Below are 16,144 nucleotides of genomic sequence, written 5' to 3'. Positions count from 1 at the left end.
TAAATAAATAGTTCCAACGGCTTTAGCCGAAACATAAAAAAAGAAGCACTCTTTTAAAGAATGCTTCTGATGTATTTATTTAATAAACCCTCTGTTTCTTAATAAAGGTTTAATATCCGGATCATGTCCTGTGAAATCTCTGAATGCTTGATTAAGGTCTACAGAATTCCCTACAGAAAGAATATATTTTCTGAAACGGTCACCATTTTCTCTCGTTAGTCCACCATTCTTACTGATCCATTCCCATGCATCATTATCCAATGTTTCAGACCATAGATAAGCATAGTATCCAGCAGAATATCCACCACCCCAAATATGGGCAAAATAAGGAGTATGGTATCTTGGCGGAACTGTTGCTAAAGTAAATCCGTGGCTTGCCAGAGATTGCTTTTCAAAATCTAGAACAGGAATAAACTGACTTTCGTTAGTTACTGTGTGCCAATCCATATCCAGTTCAGCAGCAGAAACCAATTCAGTGGTCATATACCCCTGATTGAAAGTCGCTGCCTTTTTAATTTTTTCTACTAAAGCCTGAGGAATAGGTTGTTTTGTTTCGTAATGTACCGCATAGTTTTTAAGAACTACAGGGTCTAAAGCCCAATGCTCATTAATCTGTGAAGGGAATTCCACAAAATCTCTCGGTACGTTTGTCCCAGAAAGAGAAGGGTATTTCTGGCTTGCAAACATTCCGTGAATAGAGTGGCCAAATTCATGGAAGATTGTTGAAACATCATCATAGCTTATTAATGACGGCTTTCCAGGAGCCGGTTTCTGGTAATTGTAGCAGTTTACAATGACAGGTTTTGTTCCCAATAAATAAGACTGTTCAACAAAATTACTCATCCAGGCACCTCCGTTTTTAGAATCTCTTGTGTAGAAATCCAGATAATAGATAGCAATAGATTTTCCGTCATGATCGAAAACTTCATATGTAACTACGTCAGGATGATAAACAGGAAGATCTGTTCTTTTTTTGAAGGTCAGGCCATAGAATTTTTCTGCAGCGAAGAAAACTCCTTTTTCAAGAACAGTAGTGATTTCAAAATAAGGTTTTATCTGGCTTTCATCAAGATCAAATTTAGCTTTTCTTACCTGCTCAGCATAGAAATTCCAGTCCCAGGGCTCTACCTGGAAACCTCCTTTTTGCTGGTCGATAAGATCCTGAATATCTTTTGCTTCGCGTCTTGCCGTTTCCACCGCAGGAGTAGCAATCTGATTCATCAGTTTAGTGGCAGCTTCCGGAGTTTTTGCCATCTGATCCTGAAGTTTCCATGCTGCAAAGTTTTTCTTACCCAGAGTCTGAGCTTTTTTCAGTCTCAGTTTAGCCAGTTTTTCAATCGTTTCTCTGGTATCATTAGCATCTCCTTTTTCAGCTCTTGTCCACGAAGCTTTAAACAGCTTTTCTCTGGTGGCTCTGTTTTTTAAGTTTTGTAAAAGAGGCTGCTGTGTTGTATTTTGTAGAGCCAGAAGGTATTTTCCAGGCTGTCCTGCAGTTTTGGCATCAGCTGCTGCCGCTTCAATTTCATCAGAAGAAAGTCCGTCCAGTTCTTTTGCATCAGCAAAGAATACTCCACCTTGCTTTCTTGCTTCCAACAGTTTATTGGCATATTGCGTGGAAAGAGAGGCCAGGTCCTGGTTAATCTGCTTCAGCTTTTCTTTATCTGTTTCAGAGAGATTAGCTCCTGCAATTTCAAAGTTTTGCTTATAAAATTGTACAAGTCTTTTACTTTCGGGGTCAAGACCATCTTCTTTGATGGATTTTATTCTTTTATAAAGATTTTCATTCAGGTACATTTTATCAGAATGTGCTGCAAAAATAGGGGCATATTCTTCATCTAAAGCCTGCAGAGTAGGGTTGGTATTTGCACTGGTAAGATTAGAGAATACAATTTGTGCTCTTCTTAATACTTCACCGCTTTTTTCCAGAGCAACGATTGTATTTTCAAAAGTAGGTGCAGCTGGATTGTTGGCAATTTTTACAATTTCAGCTTCGTGCTGTTTTAAACCAAAATCAAAAGCAGGTTTGAAATGCTCATTTTTGATTTTGTCAAATTCCGGAGCTTCGTATTGAAGCTTGCTCTTCTTCATGAAAGGATTTGAAGATAAAGACGGGTCAGGTGCAGGAAGCTCCTGTTGTGTATCGGTCTGTTTCATTGTAGTACAAGATTGATTGAACGCCAAGGCAGAAATTAATAATACCGATGAAATATTCTTCATAAATATAGTTGTTATTAAAGCATAAAGATATTAAAAACTTGTATCATAGAATCTATTTTGGCAGATGTATTTGCTGAAATAGCGTAATGGGTGTTTTTCAGGAGAATAAACCAAGCGTTATAAAGTTCACTATTTTTATTCTTACCATATGCATTATGGAAAATGACACTATTTTCAATTGTAATGTAATATTTTTTATAAATTAGTTGTCTTTTAAATAAGAAATTAATTAAATAATCTAAAAAATAAATAAACATGAAAAAAGGAACTCTTTTTATTTTTTCGGCCTTAGTGGTTTTAGCCTCTTGTAATGAAAAACACGAGAGAAGAAACAACGAAAAAAGCAGCTGGGTAGAGAAGGTGGTTACTACAGAAAGTGGCCCGATACAGCATAAGGAATTTACAGGAAATTTTGATGAAATTCAGGTTTCCCAGGCTATTGAAGCTGAAGTCATAAAATCAGAAACAGAGAAGGTGGAAATTTCAGCTCCACAAAGCATCATCAATGAAATTTTGGTGGAAAATGAAGGAGGGAAGCTTCATATTCATTATAAACCTGGAATCAGAGTTATGAATATCAATAAGGTGACTGCAAAGATTTATACTAAAGATTTTAGTAAAATTTTTGCTGACTCAGCAGCAAGAATTGATGTGAAAGATAAATTTACTCAGGAAAAAACAAATATTGAAGTATCTAGTGCCGGCAGCATCTCAGGAAACCTGGAAGCTAATGATATGGATATTAATATCAGCAGCAGCAGTAGTTTCAGCGGGAAGATATGGGCTGTAAATCTTGATATTGAATCATCCTCAGGTTCAAGTCTTGATATTTCCGGAAAAGCAAAACATGCAGATATCAGTGCTTCTTCAGGCAGCAGTATTTCAGCAAAAGATGTCATTGCAGAAAATGTGGAAGCTGATGCATCCAGTGGGGCAAGCATTGAAATAGGAGCCGCTTCCAGCGTGAAAGCAAGTGCATCTTCAGGAGGCAGTGTGAATATTGCTAAGAAAGGAGAGCTCAAAAATGTCAGCAAAGAAGAAAGCAGTGGAGGAAGTGTAAACATCCAGTAAATCATTCCTGAGATTCTTCTTCATCTTCTTCAGCCGATGAGGAAGAGTCCCAGTTTCTATGATCAAAATTAAGATTATCATAAGCTAATAATTCCTCCTCACGCTGGAGGATTTCTTTTGTACTGAATAAAGTAACATCCTGGTCTTCTGCCATTTTTGCCAGTTTTCTTACAGAGGCCTTATCAATAGCCATAAATCTTTGTCCAAGACGTCTGGCAGCATACTTTCTCATTCCTGTTTCATGAAGTACATCTACGGCCATATCCACGGCTGTTCCTAATGTTTCACGGTAAATATGATTGATTCCGTTATTAAGATATTCATAGGCATCAATTCTGTTTTTTGCCCTTACAAAAATTTTCACATCGGGATAATGCTCACGTACCAATTCTGCAATAAACATATTGTCATCAGGATCATCCAGGCACAACACCAGAATCTCGGCATCTTCAATTCCTGCAGCTCTTAAAATAGGAATTCTGGTAGCATCACCATAATAAACCTTAAAGCCATAGCTTCTCAGCAGCTTCACACGGTCCGAATCTCTGTCCAGAACAGTGGCCGAAATTTTATTCGCTTTTAAAAGACGTCCCACGGTACTTCCAAAATGCCCGAATCCTACGATGATGATCTTTTTTTGAGCTACATCACTGTCGAGAATATTGAAATCATGATCTTCTTCAGGTATTTCTTTAATGAATTTCGGGGTTATAAAACGTTCATTAATGATCAGAAGGATAGGAGTGATGCACATCGTAATAGCTGTAACAGCCATTAATTGTGCATTAAGTTCCGGACTTAGAAGATAGAGGTCCGAAGCATAGTTGATCAGGACAAAAGCAAATTCTCCTACCTGCGAAAGGGCAAAAGCATAGAAAAAACTCTGTGGAGTATCTATTTTGAAAAATTTTCCGATAGCATACAAAACGACGAACTTCACACTTAGTACCGCAAAAACAGTACTGAAAATAAATAAAGGATCTTTTTGAATGATATTGAAATTGATCGTTGAGCCAACACTGACAAAAAAAACAGCTAAAAGCAGTCCTTTAAACGGATTGATCTGTGCTTCCAGTTCATGCCTGAACTCACTGTTGGCAAGCATTACCCCTGCAAGGAAAGCTCCTAATGCAGGAGAAAGCCCAATAACAATCATCAGTTCAGAGACACCAATAACAAGAAATAAAGACGAAGCGGTCAACAGTTCCGTCATCCCGGATTTTGAAACATAGCGTAGAAAAGGTACGAATACATACCTGCCTAATAAAATCAATAAAACAACCCCGAAAATTACAGTGCCTGCCTGAAGCCATTCCGGAAGTCTCTGTATCAGGATCTGGATTTCGTTATCATGATGTTTTGCTTTATAATTGGCAATAATGGGAAGAATTGCCAAAATAGGAATGACAGAAATATCCTGAAATAAAAGGGTAGAGAATGAGGCTTCTCCTGCTGTGGTTTTAAGATTGTTTTTTTCCTGTAATGTCTGCAGAACAATAGCTGTAGAAGATAAGGCAAAACACATAGCAACAGCTATCGCTTTATCTACCCTCCATCCGACAGTGATAAATACTATGAAGAGTAATGAAATGGTGAGAAGCATCTGAGAGAGACCCAATCCCATTATTTTCTTCCGCATTTCCCAGAATTTCCGGGGTTCCAGTTCCAGACCTACAATAAAAAGGAGCATAATTACACCAAATTCACTGGCATGCATGATATCATTTACATTATTTCCCGTGAGTCTGAGTACATAGGGTCCTATAATGATTCCTCCTAAAATATATCCGATAACAGAACTCAATCCGAATTTTCTGGCTAATGGAACCATAATAATGGCTACACCCAGAAAAATTAATGTGTTCATCGCTAAGCTGGATTCCATATGCTATTGATTGAGTAGTTCTGTAAATTCTTTTTTGTGTAAAATAATGTCTTTTTTTGAAAGCTTATTGGCTTCGTATACGATCTTAATATGTTTGATATTAGCCTTGAAAACCTTTAGTGAAACAATCAGCCCGCTGATGAGTTCATCAATGGTATATCCATAAGTTCCGTTTTTACTGAAAGATCTTTCTTTACCGCCTGTTGTAATCAGGATATAGACCTCTTTTCCTTCTAATGGATTGTACTCGCCTTCTTTGAGCCAGTCTCTATCGAAAACCTCATCTATCCACAAGCGGAGGAGGGGAGGCATTCCAAACCATATTAATGGAAACTGGAATACGAAACGGTCATAGTTCTTAAGGCGTTTTCTTTCTCTGAAAGCGGCAATATGGAAGTCAGGATATTCTTCGTAAAGATCTCTCAAGGTATAATGCTGGTGGCGGACGTAGAAATTGATAAGCTCTACATTCGAATTGGAGTGCTCCAGATAAGGGTGTGCAAATACTACCAGCGTCTTCTTCATAATCCTGTTTTCAGTAAATATAGTGAAAAAATATTGAATAAAAGGTGGTTTTTATGTGTTTTTGTTAACTTTTTAACACATAAAGATCAATTTAACGTTAATAAAAACTAAAAAATAGACGTTATTTTAGTTTTTTAAATAAAAAAAATCAGGCCGTTAAGACCTGATGTGTTTTGTATTATAAATAAAATTATTTATTAGCTTACCATCCTCCGGAAGCACCACCGCCTCCGAAACTTCCTCCACCGCCAAAGCCTCCAAAACCGCCACCGGAACTGCCACCACCGAATCCACCGCCTCCAAAACCACCAGGGAATGGGAAAAAGCCTCCGGGATAGTTTCTGCGTCCTCTGCGGGTAATGATCACATCATCGTCGTCGTCATTATTTCCACCGCCACCACCGCCGCCTTTGTTGCCAAAGAGGATCGCAATGATGATAAAAATAACAAAAGCAATCAGGAGCACTTTCAATGCGCTTCCATTACCGGAAGGTGCTGTAGTAGCTACAGGCTTGAATTTCCCCTGAACAGCTTCCATAATGGCTGAGGTTCCGCCATTGATTCCCTCGTACCAAAGTCCCTTCTTAAAATTTGGGGTAACAATATAATCAAGGATCTGTCCTGCTACTGAAGCTGTCAGATATTGTTCTACAGCCCGTCCCTGTTGGATAGACATTGTATGGTCTTCTGTCGCAATCAGGAATACCACTCCGTTATCTATTCCTTTTTTTCCGATTTTCCATTTTTCGCCAAACATGGTTGCCAGAAAGTTGACATCTTCTCCTTTGGTGGAGCGGATGATCACTACTTCAATTTCTGTTGAGGTAGAATCGGCAAACTTGATCAGTTTATTATTCAGTTCATCTTTTTGCTGCTGAGAAAGAAGACCGGCTTCATCAAAAACAGGATAGAGTATTGCTGGTTTTTCGGGAACGGTGTACTGTGCTGATACAAATGTGTAAAAGCAAAGCAATAGAAATGAAAATACTATTTTAAGAGAACGTAATTTCATTTGGGAGTTGGTTTGGGTTTTCTCCTTTTACAGGAAAATGTTTTTTGAGTTCAATTCCTGTTTCCAGGATAGCACTTTTCAGTGCTTTGTAATAATTTCCTTTAGCAAATTCTGCAGTAATGTAATCATGCAGGTGATCCCAGTAAGATTGGTTTACCTTTTCATGAATCCCGATATCACCAATGATAGTCAGGTACTTTTTTTCAAAATTAACATGAAAAAGCACTGCGTTTCTATCGGCTGTCTTATCCATACAGAGTTCCCTGAAGACTTCAAAAGCTGTTTTTGCCATCTGGTCTTCTGTATTGGAATCAATATGCACCCTGATCTCTCCCGTAGAATGATCTTCCGCAGACTGAATCGCTTCCACAAGGGAAGCGATCTGTTGATTTGTAAGGTAATTACCCATTATTATTTGAATACTTCAGGTGCTTTCTGAGCTCCTGCATCAGCTTTGAAATAAGGTTTTTCTTTAAAATTGGTGAAATTCGCCAAAATATTATTCGGGAAAGTCTTTATAGAAGTGTTGTAATCCTGTGCAGCGTCATTGTAATAAACAGTTTCTGTTCTGATACTGTTTTCAATAGCGGTATATTCTCTTTGGAAATTGATATACTGCTGGTCTGCTTTTAAATTAGGATAAGATTCTACTACTGCCATTAATCTGCTTAATGCTCCTGATAGTTCTCCCTGAGCAGCCTGGAATTTAGCAATATCAGCATCAGTCATGTTAGTGGGATCGATGTTGATAGAAGTTGCTTTAGAACGCGCTTCAACAACCTGCGTTAAAGTTTCCTGTTCAAATTTTGAATACGATTTTACCGTTCTTTCAAGGTTGGGAATAAGGTTGGCCCTTTTCTGATATACAGTTTCTACGTTCGACCATTTTGCGTTGACAGTCTGTTCTTTATTAACAAAATTGTTATATCCGCTTTTTCCCCAGAAGAATAAAACGGCAACAATAATAAGGAGGGCGATACCAATGGTTCCTGCACCCAGACATCCTTTATTTTTCATAGTTTATTTTTTTAATTTTTTGTGCTAATCAAATATACAAATTATGTGCTAATTTTGTAAAAAATTATATTTGCATGACAACAATAGTGGTGGCAATGGGAGAGAAAAATGAAATTGGTTTTGAAAACCAGTTGCTTTGGCATCTTCCTACAGATTTAAAACATTTTAAAGATATTACTTCAGGACATCCGGTGATCATGGGGCGAAAAACCTATGAAAGTATTGGGAAAGCCCTTCCGAACCGCACCAACATTGTTGTGTCAAGAAAGAAAAACTGGTTTGAAGAAGGGATTCTTATTGTAGGCAGCATCAAGGAAGCAATGAAGTTTGCAAAAAAAATTGATGAAGAAGTCTTTATTATCGGTGGAGGTAATATCTATGAACAGACTATGGATATCGCAGATAGATTAGAGGTTACTTTAGTAAAAGCTGATCTGAAAGCAGATACTTTTTTCCCGAAAATAAATGAGAAGATCTGGAAAAAAACAAACGAAGTCTGCCATGAGAAAGATGAGAAAAACGCTTATGATTTCTGTTTCCAGACATTTGAAAAAATTAAAAGCGAGTAAGGGGATAGAAATCTAACTTTTAACTCTGGCTTCTAACCTCTAAATTTTTTATCTTTGCACTTCTAAAATTTAATAATGAATAAATACATAAAAATTGCAATAGCAGCACTTCTTATCCTTGCAGGACTTTATCTTATGATTTTCACAAGAAATCTTGGCTGGGGTATTGTTGTTTTTCTTCTTGCCGCATTTCCGATTTTACTTTTCTTTAAAAATGAATATATCCTTTTGGCATTCTGGCAACTGAGAAAACAGAATATGGAAAAAGCTGGAGAATGGTTAACGAAAATAACAGATTATCAGGGACAGCTTTATAAATCTCAATATGGTTATTTCCACTATTTGTTGGGATTGACCCAAGCTCAGGACCACCCTACAAAAGTGGAGCCTTTAATGAAGAAAGCACTGGAGTATGGTCTGAATATGAAACACGACAGAGCTATGGCTACTTTAAATCTTGCTGCAGCGGCTATTTCCAAAGGAAGAAGACAGGAAGGACAGAAGCTTTTGGAAGAAGCAAAAAGACTAGATAGCGCAGGGATGATGACGGATCAGATCAAAATGATGAAAGATCAGTTGAAAATGCCATCTATGCAAAAGCATATGCACAATCCGAATATGAGACAGAGAGGGAAATTCTAATCCATTCTGATATACAATATAAAAGTCCTGATTTTTTCAGGACTTTTTGTTTTTTACCATGCAAGGTGGGGGGGGAGTTTGAAGAGATTATCTTTTGGATTGAAGATGTTTCCTGAAGCGAGCAGGATATTCTGTTTCTGAAAGAGGTTCTGAAAACTATTTGTATAGAATTTCTGTCATCATCTTTATCACTCTACATTTCTGAATTATGGTCATAACCATAAAATTTAGGCATCTGCCAATGGTATTTTACTGCAAAAGTCCGGATAGCAACAATCAGCAAAATGGTGAAAATCTGTATGAATGTATAAGAAAGTGCAGTGTATTTGGTCATCAGGAAAAAGGCTCCTCCTCCCATAATACAAGCTGTAGCATAGATTTCCTTCCTGAAGATTAACGGAATTCTGTTGAGCAGTATATCCCTGATAATTCCTCCGAAACAGCCGGTAATTGTACCCAGTGCAATACAGATCATAGGGTGGATATCTGCATTCAGTCCTTTTTGAATTCCGATAATGGTAAATAGTCCCAAACCAAAACTGTCAAAAATAAACAGCGTTACTTTGAAGTTTTTTTCCATAGATTTAAAAATCATTGAAAAAATACTGGTAATCAGGATCAGGGAGCACATCAGAAGATCATGCATCCAGAATACGGGGATATCAAGAAGAAGATCTCTTACAGTTCCTCCTCCCACAGAGGTTACAAAGGCAATAATAAGCACTCCGAACGGATCAAGCCGTTTCTGCATCGCTGCAAAACTTCCCGACATGGAAAAGGCAATGGTCCCAAGGACTTCTATTGCGAAATTGAACTGTTCGTGCATATATTATGGGTATGAATGATAAGTAATGAGCAATCAGTAATAATAAAAATTATGCCATTTAAATTTGAGAAAGTTTAAACTTATATCGAGCCATAACTTTTACAAGTTCTTCAGATTCTGTTTTTAAATGTAAATTTTTTTTTCGGATTTAAATCTTCTAATTTATCAATAATTTCAGAACAAAACTGCGTTTGGTCAATCTTAAAATTGGGTGACAATCTATCCTGTCAGAATTGCTCATTACTTATATATTTATTTCTCTACTCTCACAGAATCCGGAACCATCAGCTCATATTCTCCGCCGTGAGTAATGATTTCTCTTACAATACTGCTGCTGATGAATGATTTTCCGGAAGAAGTAAGCAGGAAAACCGTTTCCAGTTTTTTATGGGCTAAAGTTCTGTTGGTATGGGCAATTGCTTTTTCAAACTCAAAATCTGCAGGGTTTCTTAATCCTCTGATGATGTACTGAGCGTTTTTCTCAAAGCAGTAATCTACCGTTAAGCCTTCAAAAGAGTCTACTTCTACATTGGGGAATTCGGCAACAGAATTTTGAATGAATTCCTTTCTCTTTTCGAGGGGAAACATATATTTCTTCTGAGAATTCTGCCCGATGGCAATAATTAACTTATCAAATAGCGGTGCCGCTCTTTCTATAATATCGTAATGTCCTAATGTAATGGGGTCAAATGACCCTGGAAAAACAGCAATTTTCATGTTGTATGAATTATGAATTTTAAGTGATAAATTGTCAGTTATCAGTTCATTCTTATACTCACTTCAAACTTCTAATTTTAAACTTCTGTTATCTATTGATTTTATTTAAGGCTTTTTCAACTTCATTTCCGCAAAGATCCATAAGGGAAATTCCATAATGCCTTGCCTGCTGAGGAAGGATACTTGCAGGGGAGAATCCCGGATTGGTATTCATTTCAAGCATATAAGGAATTCCATCCATTAAGATATATTCGCTTCTTGAAAAACCGCTCATTCCTAATGAATTGTATGCTCTTTTAGAGATTTCCTCCACTCTTTTTGTGGTTTCTTCATCTATTCTTGCAGGGGTAATTTCTTCAGAAGCTCCTTCATACTTGGCTTCATAATCAAAAAATTCATTGGTAGGAACAATTTCCGTGATCCCTAAAACAATAGTTTCTCCTTTGAAATCGATAACCCCTACGGAAACTTCCATGCCGTCTAAGAAACTTTCAATAAGGATTTCATCATCTTCTTTAAAGGCTATTTCTGTAGCGGCAATCAATTCAGATTTATCTTTCACCTTGGAAATTCCCAGTGAAGATCCGGATTGGTTTGGTTTTACAAAAACAGGAAGGTTTAGTTCTGCTACAATCTCATCTACATTGATGGTTTCTCCTTTTCTTAAATAGATACTTTTGGCAGAAGGGATTCCATATTTTGATAATACAGCAAGAGTGTCTTTTTTATTAAAGGTAAGCGCGCTCTGATAAAAATCACAACCGGTATATTTCTGACCTATTGCATCCCAGTAAGCCTGTAGAATGCCATTTTCGCCCGGAGTTCCATGGATGGTATTGAAACATACATCAAACTTCAATGTTTCCCCATTATCTAGAATAACAGAAAAATCACCTTTATTGATTTCATGTTTTTTATCATTTTCACCTAAAAAATACCACTCATCTTTAAGGACTACTACTTTATATACATCATAGAGATTTCTATCTAAAGAATCATAGATCAACTGCCCGCTTTTTAAGGAAACTACATATTCATCAGAATAGCCTCCCATTACTACGGCAACACTTTTTTTATTCATAACCATATAGTATCAATTAAGGCAAATTTAATCATTTTATGGAATGCAATAATGGAAATAGGTAAATTTTAAAATCAAAAATGAAATGTGTTAAATAAAAACCCCATTCTAAAATTATTAGCTATATTTGCCGTTATAATTAAAGTATTTTTAAGTATGCTTAAATCACTTTTCAATTGGAAAGTTTTACTGAATTTAGTAGTAGCCATCGGCGTTTTTGTAGCGCTGGTATGGTTCACATTTCGCTGGTTGGAGTACCATACTAACCATGGTCAGGAAATTCCTGTTCCCAATGTTGTAAATAAATCGATACATGATGCTGTTAAAATATTGGATGATACAGGATTGGAGTATGAAGTAGACAGTGCCAATTATGACCCTAAATACAGACCCTTTCAGGTTCTTCAGATCTATCCTGCACCTGGATCCCGTGTAAAAGACGGAAGAACAGTGCGTCTTAGAGTAAATCCTAGAACATGGGCACAGATTGCTGTTCCTGATGTTATCAATAAATATTCAGGTCTGGCATTCCAGAGATTGGATCAGGTAGGTCTTAAAATCGGGGATACCATCTATGAACCAAGTATTCAGAAAGATGCTCTTTTAAGAATTTTGTATAAAGGAAATGTTGTAAATCCGGGTGCCCGTTTACCTAGATTCTCTGTTATTGATGTAGTAGTGGGATCAGGACCGATGAGAAATATCTCAATTCCGAATGTGGTAGGACTTTCTGTAAAAGAAGCAAGAGCAGTTATTGCAAAAAGTATGTTTGAAGTAGGACTTGTAGAGCATGAAGACGGAAGTAAGGATGAATCTGATATTATTTATTATCAGGATCCTGCATCGGGAGATGTTCGTGATCAGGGAATGCAGATTGACCTTTGGGCAAGTAAGCGAACACCTGCGGAACTTAGAGCTAAAGTAGAACAGCTGAACTCCATCTACCGTATGAAAGTAGATACTTCTCTGCCTCCGGTACGATATGAAGAAGTTCATAATGAACCAAGCTATGAAGCGCCTGTAGTACCTGTTCCTGTACCCAGGAAAGAAACTCCAAAGCCAGAGACCCCAAAGGTAGAGACTCCTAAGCCTCAGACTACAACTCCAAAACCAGCTGTTTCAGGGACTGAAAAACCTAAAACGTCTGCAAATACCTCTGCTGCAGGAAATACAGCAAAACCAGCTGCTTCAACTGCTGCACAGCAACCTGCTCAAAAGCCGAAAGCTAAGAAAGTAGTCGTAGAATAAGATCAAATTAATATAAAAAATACTGGCTTCAACTGCAAAATGTTGAAGCCTTTTGTGTAAAAAATATAAAACAATGTCAGAAGATAACGAAGATTTTTTAGATGAAGAATTATTAGACTCCAACAGTATTGAGAATATCGATATTGATGAAGAAAATAAGGGACTGTATGAACATCTTAATATCACTGTTGATAACAAACAGGAACTATTAAGGATTGATAAATTCCTATTAATATACAGACAGAATTCTTCAAGAAATAAAATTTCACAGACCTGCAGGGCTGGAAACGTTATAGTGAACGGAATCGCGGTAAAACAGAATTATCGCGTGAAACCCGGAGATCAGATCTCAGTACTTCTTACGCACCCTCCAAGAGAGAATGTCATCGTTCCTCAGGATATTCCTATCAATATCATTTATGAAGATGATGATCTGGTGGTTGTAGACAAGGAGCCCGGAATGGTAGTACACCCCGGATTTGGAAACTGGGATGGAACCTTGGTGAATGCATTAGCTTATCATTTCGAAAAGAACGGACAAAAGTCTGATCTTGACAGAGTGGGGCTTGTTCACAGGATTGATAAAGATACTTCCGGACTGCTGGTTATTGCAAAGAATGAATATGCATTGAGCTTTCTGGCAAAGCAGTTTTTTAACAGGACTACCAAAAGACTGTATTGGGCTTTTGTATGGGGAAATCTTCAGGAAGAAGAAGGTTCCATCAGAGGACATATTGGAAGACATCCTAAAAACAGAATGCAGATGTCTGTCTATGAAGACGGAAGTCACGGGAAACACGCTGTTACGCACTATAAAGTGCTGGAAAGATTCAGATATATGACTTGGGTTGAATGTAAGCTTGAAACAGGAAGAACGCACCAGATCAGGGCTCATTTCAAACATATTGGCCATACTTTGTTTAATGATGAAAGATATGAGGGGCATACTCCTTTGAGAGGAGTGAATCTTCCCAAATATAAGCAGTTTATTAAAAATGTTTTTGAAATTTTACCAAGACATGCTCTTCATGCGCATACCCTCGGATTTATACACCCAACAACTAAAAAGGAATTGTATTTTGAGAGCCCAATGCCCAAAGATATGACGGATGCCGTAAAAAAATGGAGAAATTATTTAGAAAACTAAAAATATATTGAGAATTTTTTTATATTTGTTGAATTGAAATCAAGATTTGTTATGAGAAAACTATATGCTATCGTATGTTTAGCTCTTTTGTCAAATGCATACAAAGCACAAGAATCACTACCATACTATCAGCAATATCTTTTGGATGGTGAGTTCCTGTTCAACCCAGCTCAATACGGAAAAACAGATTACGTACAGCTCAACGCCAATTATCAACAACAATTTTCAAAATTCAGTAATTCTCCGAATGTTCAGTCTATTGGGATTAATGCGAATATCTTTGATAGAGTAGGTGCTGGTATTTCCGTGTTTAGAGACAGTAATGGTCCTATTTCTGCGGGAGGTATTACAGCTGGTGCTTCATATTTTATTCCTCTAAGTAGTGAAGGAGACAGAAAAGACCAGTTCTCTTTCGGTACAAGTGTTAACTTCTATAACATGAATTTTGATTATTCAAAAATCAATACTGAAGAAGGTGGAGACCCATTATTGAGAGGTGAAGAGAGTAACATCTTTATGGTGTATGCAAACTTTGGTTTGGCTGCTACCTATAGAGGTTTATTCGGGGGTGTTTCCGTGAATGATATTGCATTAAGTAATGATGCTTCCATCGTTAACAACTACGAGCCTTCTCCAATTAAATTCTTCTTAAATTTAGGATATAACTGGAATATCGCTGATAACATTACCTTAGCGCCATCAGCATTGATCAACCTAAATACAAACTCAACGAGAATGATTGACTGGAACCTTATGGCGACATTCTCTAATGATATCAACGCTTTCTCTTTTGGGGTAAGCTACAGAACTGTTCAAAACCGATTTGATAACCAGAACCTGAGTATCTCTCCAATTGTAAAAGTGAGATTCAACAAATTCATGATCGGAGCAACCTATAACCTTGGAATCTCTGATATCCAGAGCTATGGAGGAAACAGCTTCATGATTGGTCTGGGTTATAACTTTGACAACTTTATTAATGTTAGAGGATTTAGATATTAATCAATTTAATTTAAATAAATTTGAGCTCTGATTTTTCAGAGCTTTTTTTATGATATATATTCACATCCCGTTCTGCAAACAAAAGTGCAGCTATTGCAACTTCCATTTTTCAACATCTTTGAATTTTAAGGATGAAATGATTCGTGCAATGAAGACTGAAATAGCGCTTCGAAAAGATGAACTGCAGAACAAGACATTGAAGTCTTTATACTTTGGAGGTGGTACTCCTTCTATACTTTCCGTAGACGAAATCAATTCTTTAATTGATGAAGCACTGCGGTATTTCAGTTTTGACAAAGACATTGAGGTTACTTTGGAAGCCAACCCTGATGATCTGGACAAAAATTTCCTGAAACAACTGTCCGGAACCCCTGTTAACCGTCTGTCAATTGGTACACAAAGCTTTTTCGAAGAAGACTTAAAGCTGATGAACCGTGCTCACAGTGCCTCTGAAGCAGAAGGCTCTATCAAAAGGGCTCAGGATTTCGGATTTGAAAATCTGAGTATTGACCTGATCTACGGTTCTCCTACTTCCAATCTTGAGATCTGGAAAGAAAACTTAAATAAAACAATAGCATTAGAGGTTCCTCATATTTCGTCTTACGCGTTGACGGTAGAACCGAAAACCGCTTTGGAAAACTGGATATCAAAAGGAAAAGTAAAAAGTCCTAAGGAAGAAGAACAGAACAGGGAATTTTATTATCTGTCAGATTTCTTGAAAGATAACGGTTTTGAGCATTATGAAGTTTCGAACTTTGCAAAACCAGAGTTTTATTCCAGACACAACTCTGCCTATTGGAAATATCAGGAATACCTGGGAATAGGACCCTCTGCACATTCATATAACGGTTTTGATGTGAGAAGCTGGAATGTAGCTAATAATCAGCAGTACATTAAAAAACTTAATGATAAAACCCTTGCAAAAGAAGAAGAAATCCTTTCCAAAGAAGATCAGTTTAACGAAATGATTATGATTGGCCTGCGTACCATTTGGGGAGTAGACATTCAAAGCTTGAAAAATAAATTTGATGACCGATTCCTTGATCATTTTCAACGAGAAATAAAGCTGAAAATAGAAGATGGTATTTTAATAATTGAAAATGACCATTTAAAAATTCCTGAGAAGCATTGGTTTATGGCAGATGGTATTGCTTCAGATTTGTTTCTTGTATAATACTTGCATAT

At 37.1% G+C, this 16,144-nt stretch carries 16 protein-coding genes; 7 read left to right on the top strand and 9 right to left on the bottom strand.

The genetic code is table 11. The annotated features are described in order from the left end of the window. Positions 1-75 precede the first annotated feature (75 nt). On the bottom strand, positions 76-2,217 hold the full coding sequence (locus tag AC27VX_RS12865) for a M3 family metallopeptidase (RefSeq protein ID WP_236857361.1): 2,142 nt from the start codon (positions 2,215-2,217) through the stop codon (positions 76-78). Between the two features lie 255 nt (positions 2,218-2,472). Here AC27VX_RS12865 and AC27VX_RS12860 point away from each other — a divergent pair, with 255 nt between their 5' ends. Beyond that, positions 2,473-3,288 carry a GIN domain-containing protein gene (locus AC27VX_RS12860; RefSeq protein WP_488695907.1) on the top strand — a complete coding sequence of 272 codons (816 nt, stop codon included), beginning with the start codon at positions 2,473-2,475 and terminating at the stop codon, positions 3,286-3,288. 1 nt (position 3,289) lies between these two features. Here AC27VX_RS12860 and AC27VX_RS12855 read toward each other — a convergent pair whose 3' ends face one another. The 5 genes from AC27VX_RS12855 to AC27VX_RS12835 form a co-directional block, all read right to left on the bottom strand. Then, positions 3,290-5,173 (bottom strand): monovalent cation:proton antiporter-2 (CPA2) family protein, encoded by a 1,884-nt coding sequence (locus tag AC27VX_RS12855; protein WP_236857363.1) that lies wholly within the window; start codon positions 5,171-5,173, stop codon positions 3,290-3,292. A gap of 3 nt (positions 5,174-5,176) precedes the next feature. Next, complete coding sequence (locus AC27VX_RS12850; protein WP_236857364.1) at positions 5,177-5,698, bottom strand: NAD(P)H-dependent oxidoreductase; 522 nt, start codon at positions 5,696-5,698, stop codon at positions 5,177-5,179. Positions 5,699-5,900: 202 nt separating this feature from the next. Beyond that, the gene (locus AC27VX_RS12845) at positions 5,901-6,710 is read right to left on the bottom strand and encodes a TPM domain-containing protein (protein WP_236857365.1); all 810 of its coding nucleotides are present in this window, start codon (positions 6,708-6,710) and stop codon (positions 5,901-5,903) included. Continuing rightward, entirely contained in the window at positions 6,691-7,119 is a 429-nt protein-coding gene (locus AC27VX_RS12840) for a TPM domain-containing protein (protein WP_236857366.1), read from the bottom strand. Before AC27VX_RS12840 ends, AC27VX_RS12845 begins: the two co-directional genes overlap by 20 nt. A gap of 2 nt (positions 7,120-7,121) precedes the next feature. Beyond that, positions 7,122-7,727: a LemA family protein gene (locus AC27VX_RS12835; RefSeq protein WP_488695903.1), complete on the bottom strand. Its 606-nt coding sequence runs from the start codon at positions 7,725-7,727 to the stop codon at positions 7,122-7,124. Between the two features lie 74 nt (positions 7,728-7,801). On the opposite strand from AC27VX_RS12835, the gene AC27VX_RS12830 reads away from it, so the two are divergent. Next, positions 7,802-8,296 (top strand): dihydrofolate reductase, encoded by a 495-nt coding sequence (locus AC27VX_RS12830; RefSeq protein ID WP_236857368.1) that lies wholly within the window; start codon positions 7,802-7,804, stop codon positions 8,294-8,296. Between the two features lie 75 nt (positions 8,297-8,371). Then, positions 8,372-8,938 carry a DUF2892 domain-containing protein gene (locus tag AC27VX_RS12825; RefSeq protein WP_236857369.1) on the top strand — a complete coding sequence of 189 codons (567 nt, stop codon included), beginning with the start codon at positions 8,372-8,374 and terminating at the stop codon, positions 8,936-8,938. 193 nt (positions 8,939-9,131) lie between these two features. Here the strand turns inward: AC27VX_RS12825 and AC27VX_RS12820 are convergent, their stop codons facing one another. The 3 genes from AC27VX_RS12820 to AC27VX_RS12810 form a co-directional block, all read right to left on the bottom strand. After that, positions 9,132-9,764: a trimeric intracellular cation channel family protein gene (locus tag AC27VX_RS12820; protein ID WP_300686102.1), complete on the bottom strand. Its 633-nt coding sequence runs from the start codon at positions 9,762-9,764 to the stop codon at positions 9,132-9,134. Between the two features lie 252 nt (positions 9,765-10,016). After that, positions 10,017-10,481 carry a pantetheine-phosphate adenylyltransferase gene (gene coaD / locus AC27VX_RS12815; RefSeq protein ID WP_115971715.1) on the bottom strand — a complete coding sequence of 155 codons (465 nt, stop codon included), beginning with the start codon at positions 10,479-10,481 and terminating at the stop codon, positions 10,017-10,019. 88 nt (positions 10,482-10,569) lie between these two features. Continuing rightward, positions 10,570-11,562, bottom strand: coding sequence for a D-alanine--D-alanine ligase (locus AC27VX_RS12810; protein WP_300686099.1), 993 nt, complete (start codon positions 11,560-11,562; stop codon positions 10,570-10,572). Between the two features lie 156 nt (positions 11,563-11,718). On the opposite strand from AC27VX_RS12810, the gene AC27VX_RS12805 reads away from it, so the two are divergent. The 4 genes from AC27VX_RS12805 to hemW all read left to right on the top strand — a co-directional run bounded on the left by AC27VX_RS12805 (position 11,719) and on the right by hemW (position 16,133). After that, positions 11,719-12,810, top strand: coding sequence for a PASTA domain-containing protein (locus tag AC27VX_RS12805; protein ID WP_236857372.1), 1,092 nt, complete (start codon positions 11,719-11,721; stop codon positions 12,808-12,810). A 73-nt stretch (positions 12,811-12,883) separates the two neighbouring features. After that, positions 12,884-13,957, top strand: coding sequence for an RluA family pseudouridine synthase (locus tag AC27VX_RS12800; protein WP_488695899.1), 1,074 nt, complete (start codon positions 12,884-12,886; stop codon positions 13,955-13,957). Positions 13,958-14,008: 51 nt separating this feature from the next. After that, positions 14,009-14,959, top strand: a complete 951-nt coding sequence (locus AC27VX_RS12795) for a PorP/SprF family type IX secretion system membrane protein (RefSeq protein WP_236857374.1) — start codon at positions 14,009-14,011, stop codon at positions 14,957-14,959. Between the two features lie 49 nt (positions 14,960-15,008). Then, positions 15,009-16,133 carry a radical SAM family heme chaperone HemW gene (gene hemW / locus AC27VX_RS12790; RefSeq protein WP_300688001.1) on the top strand — a complete coding sequence of 375 codons (1,125 nt, stop codon included), beginning with the start codon at positions 15,009-15,011 and terminating at the stop codon, positions 16,131-16,133. Positions 16,134-16,144: the final 11 nt, after the last annotated feature.

The organism is Chryseobacterium sp. 14P4.3.2 (genome assembly GCF_057799275.1).
The sequence above is the reverse complement of the archived record's forward strand: the minus strand, read 5'-3'. Positions and strand labels throughout refer to the sequence as shown.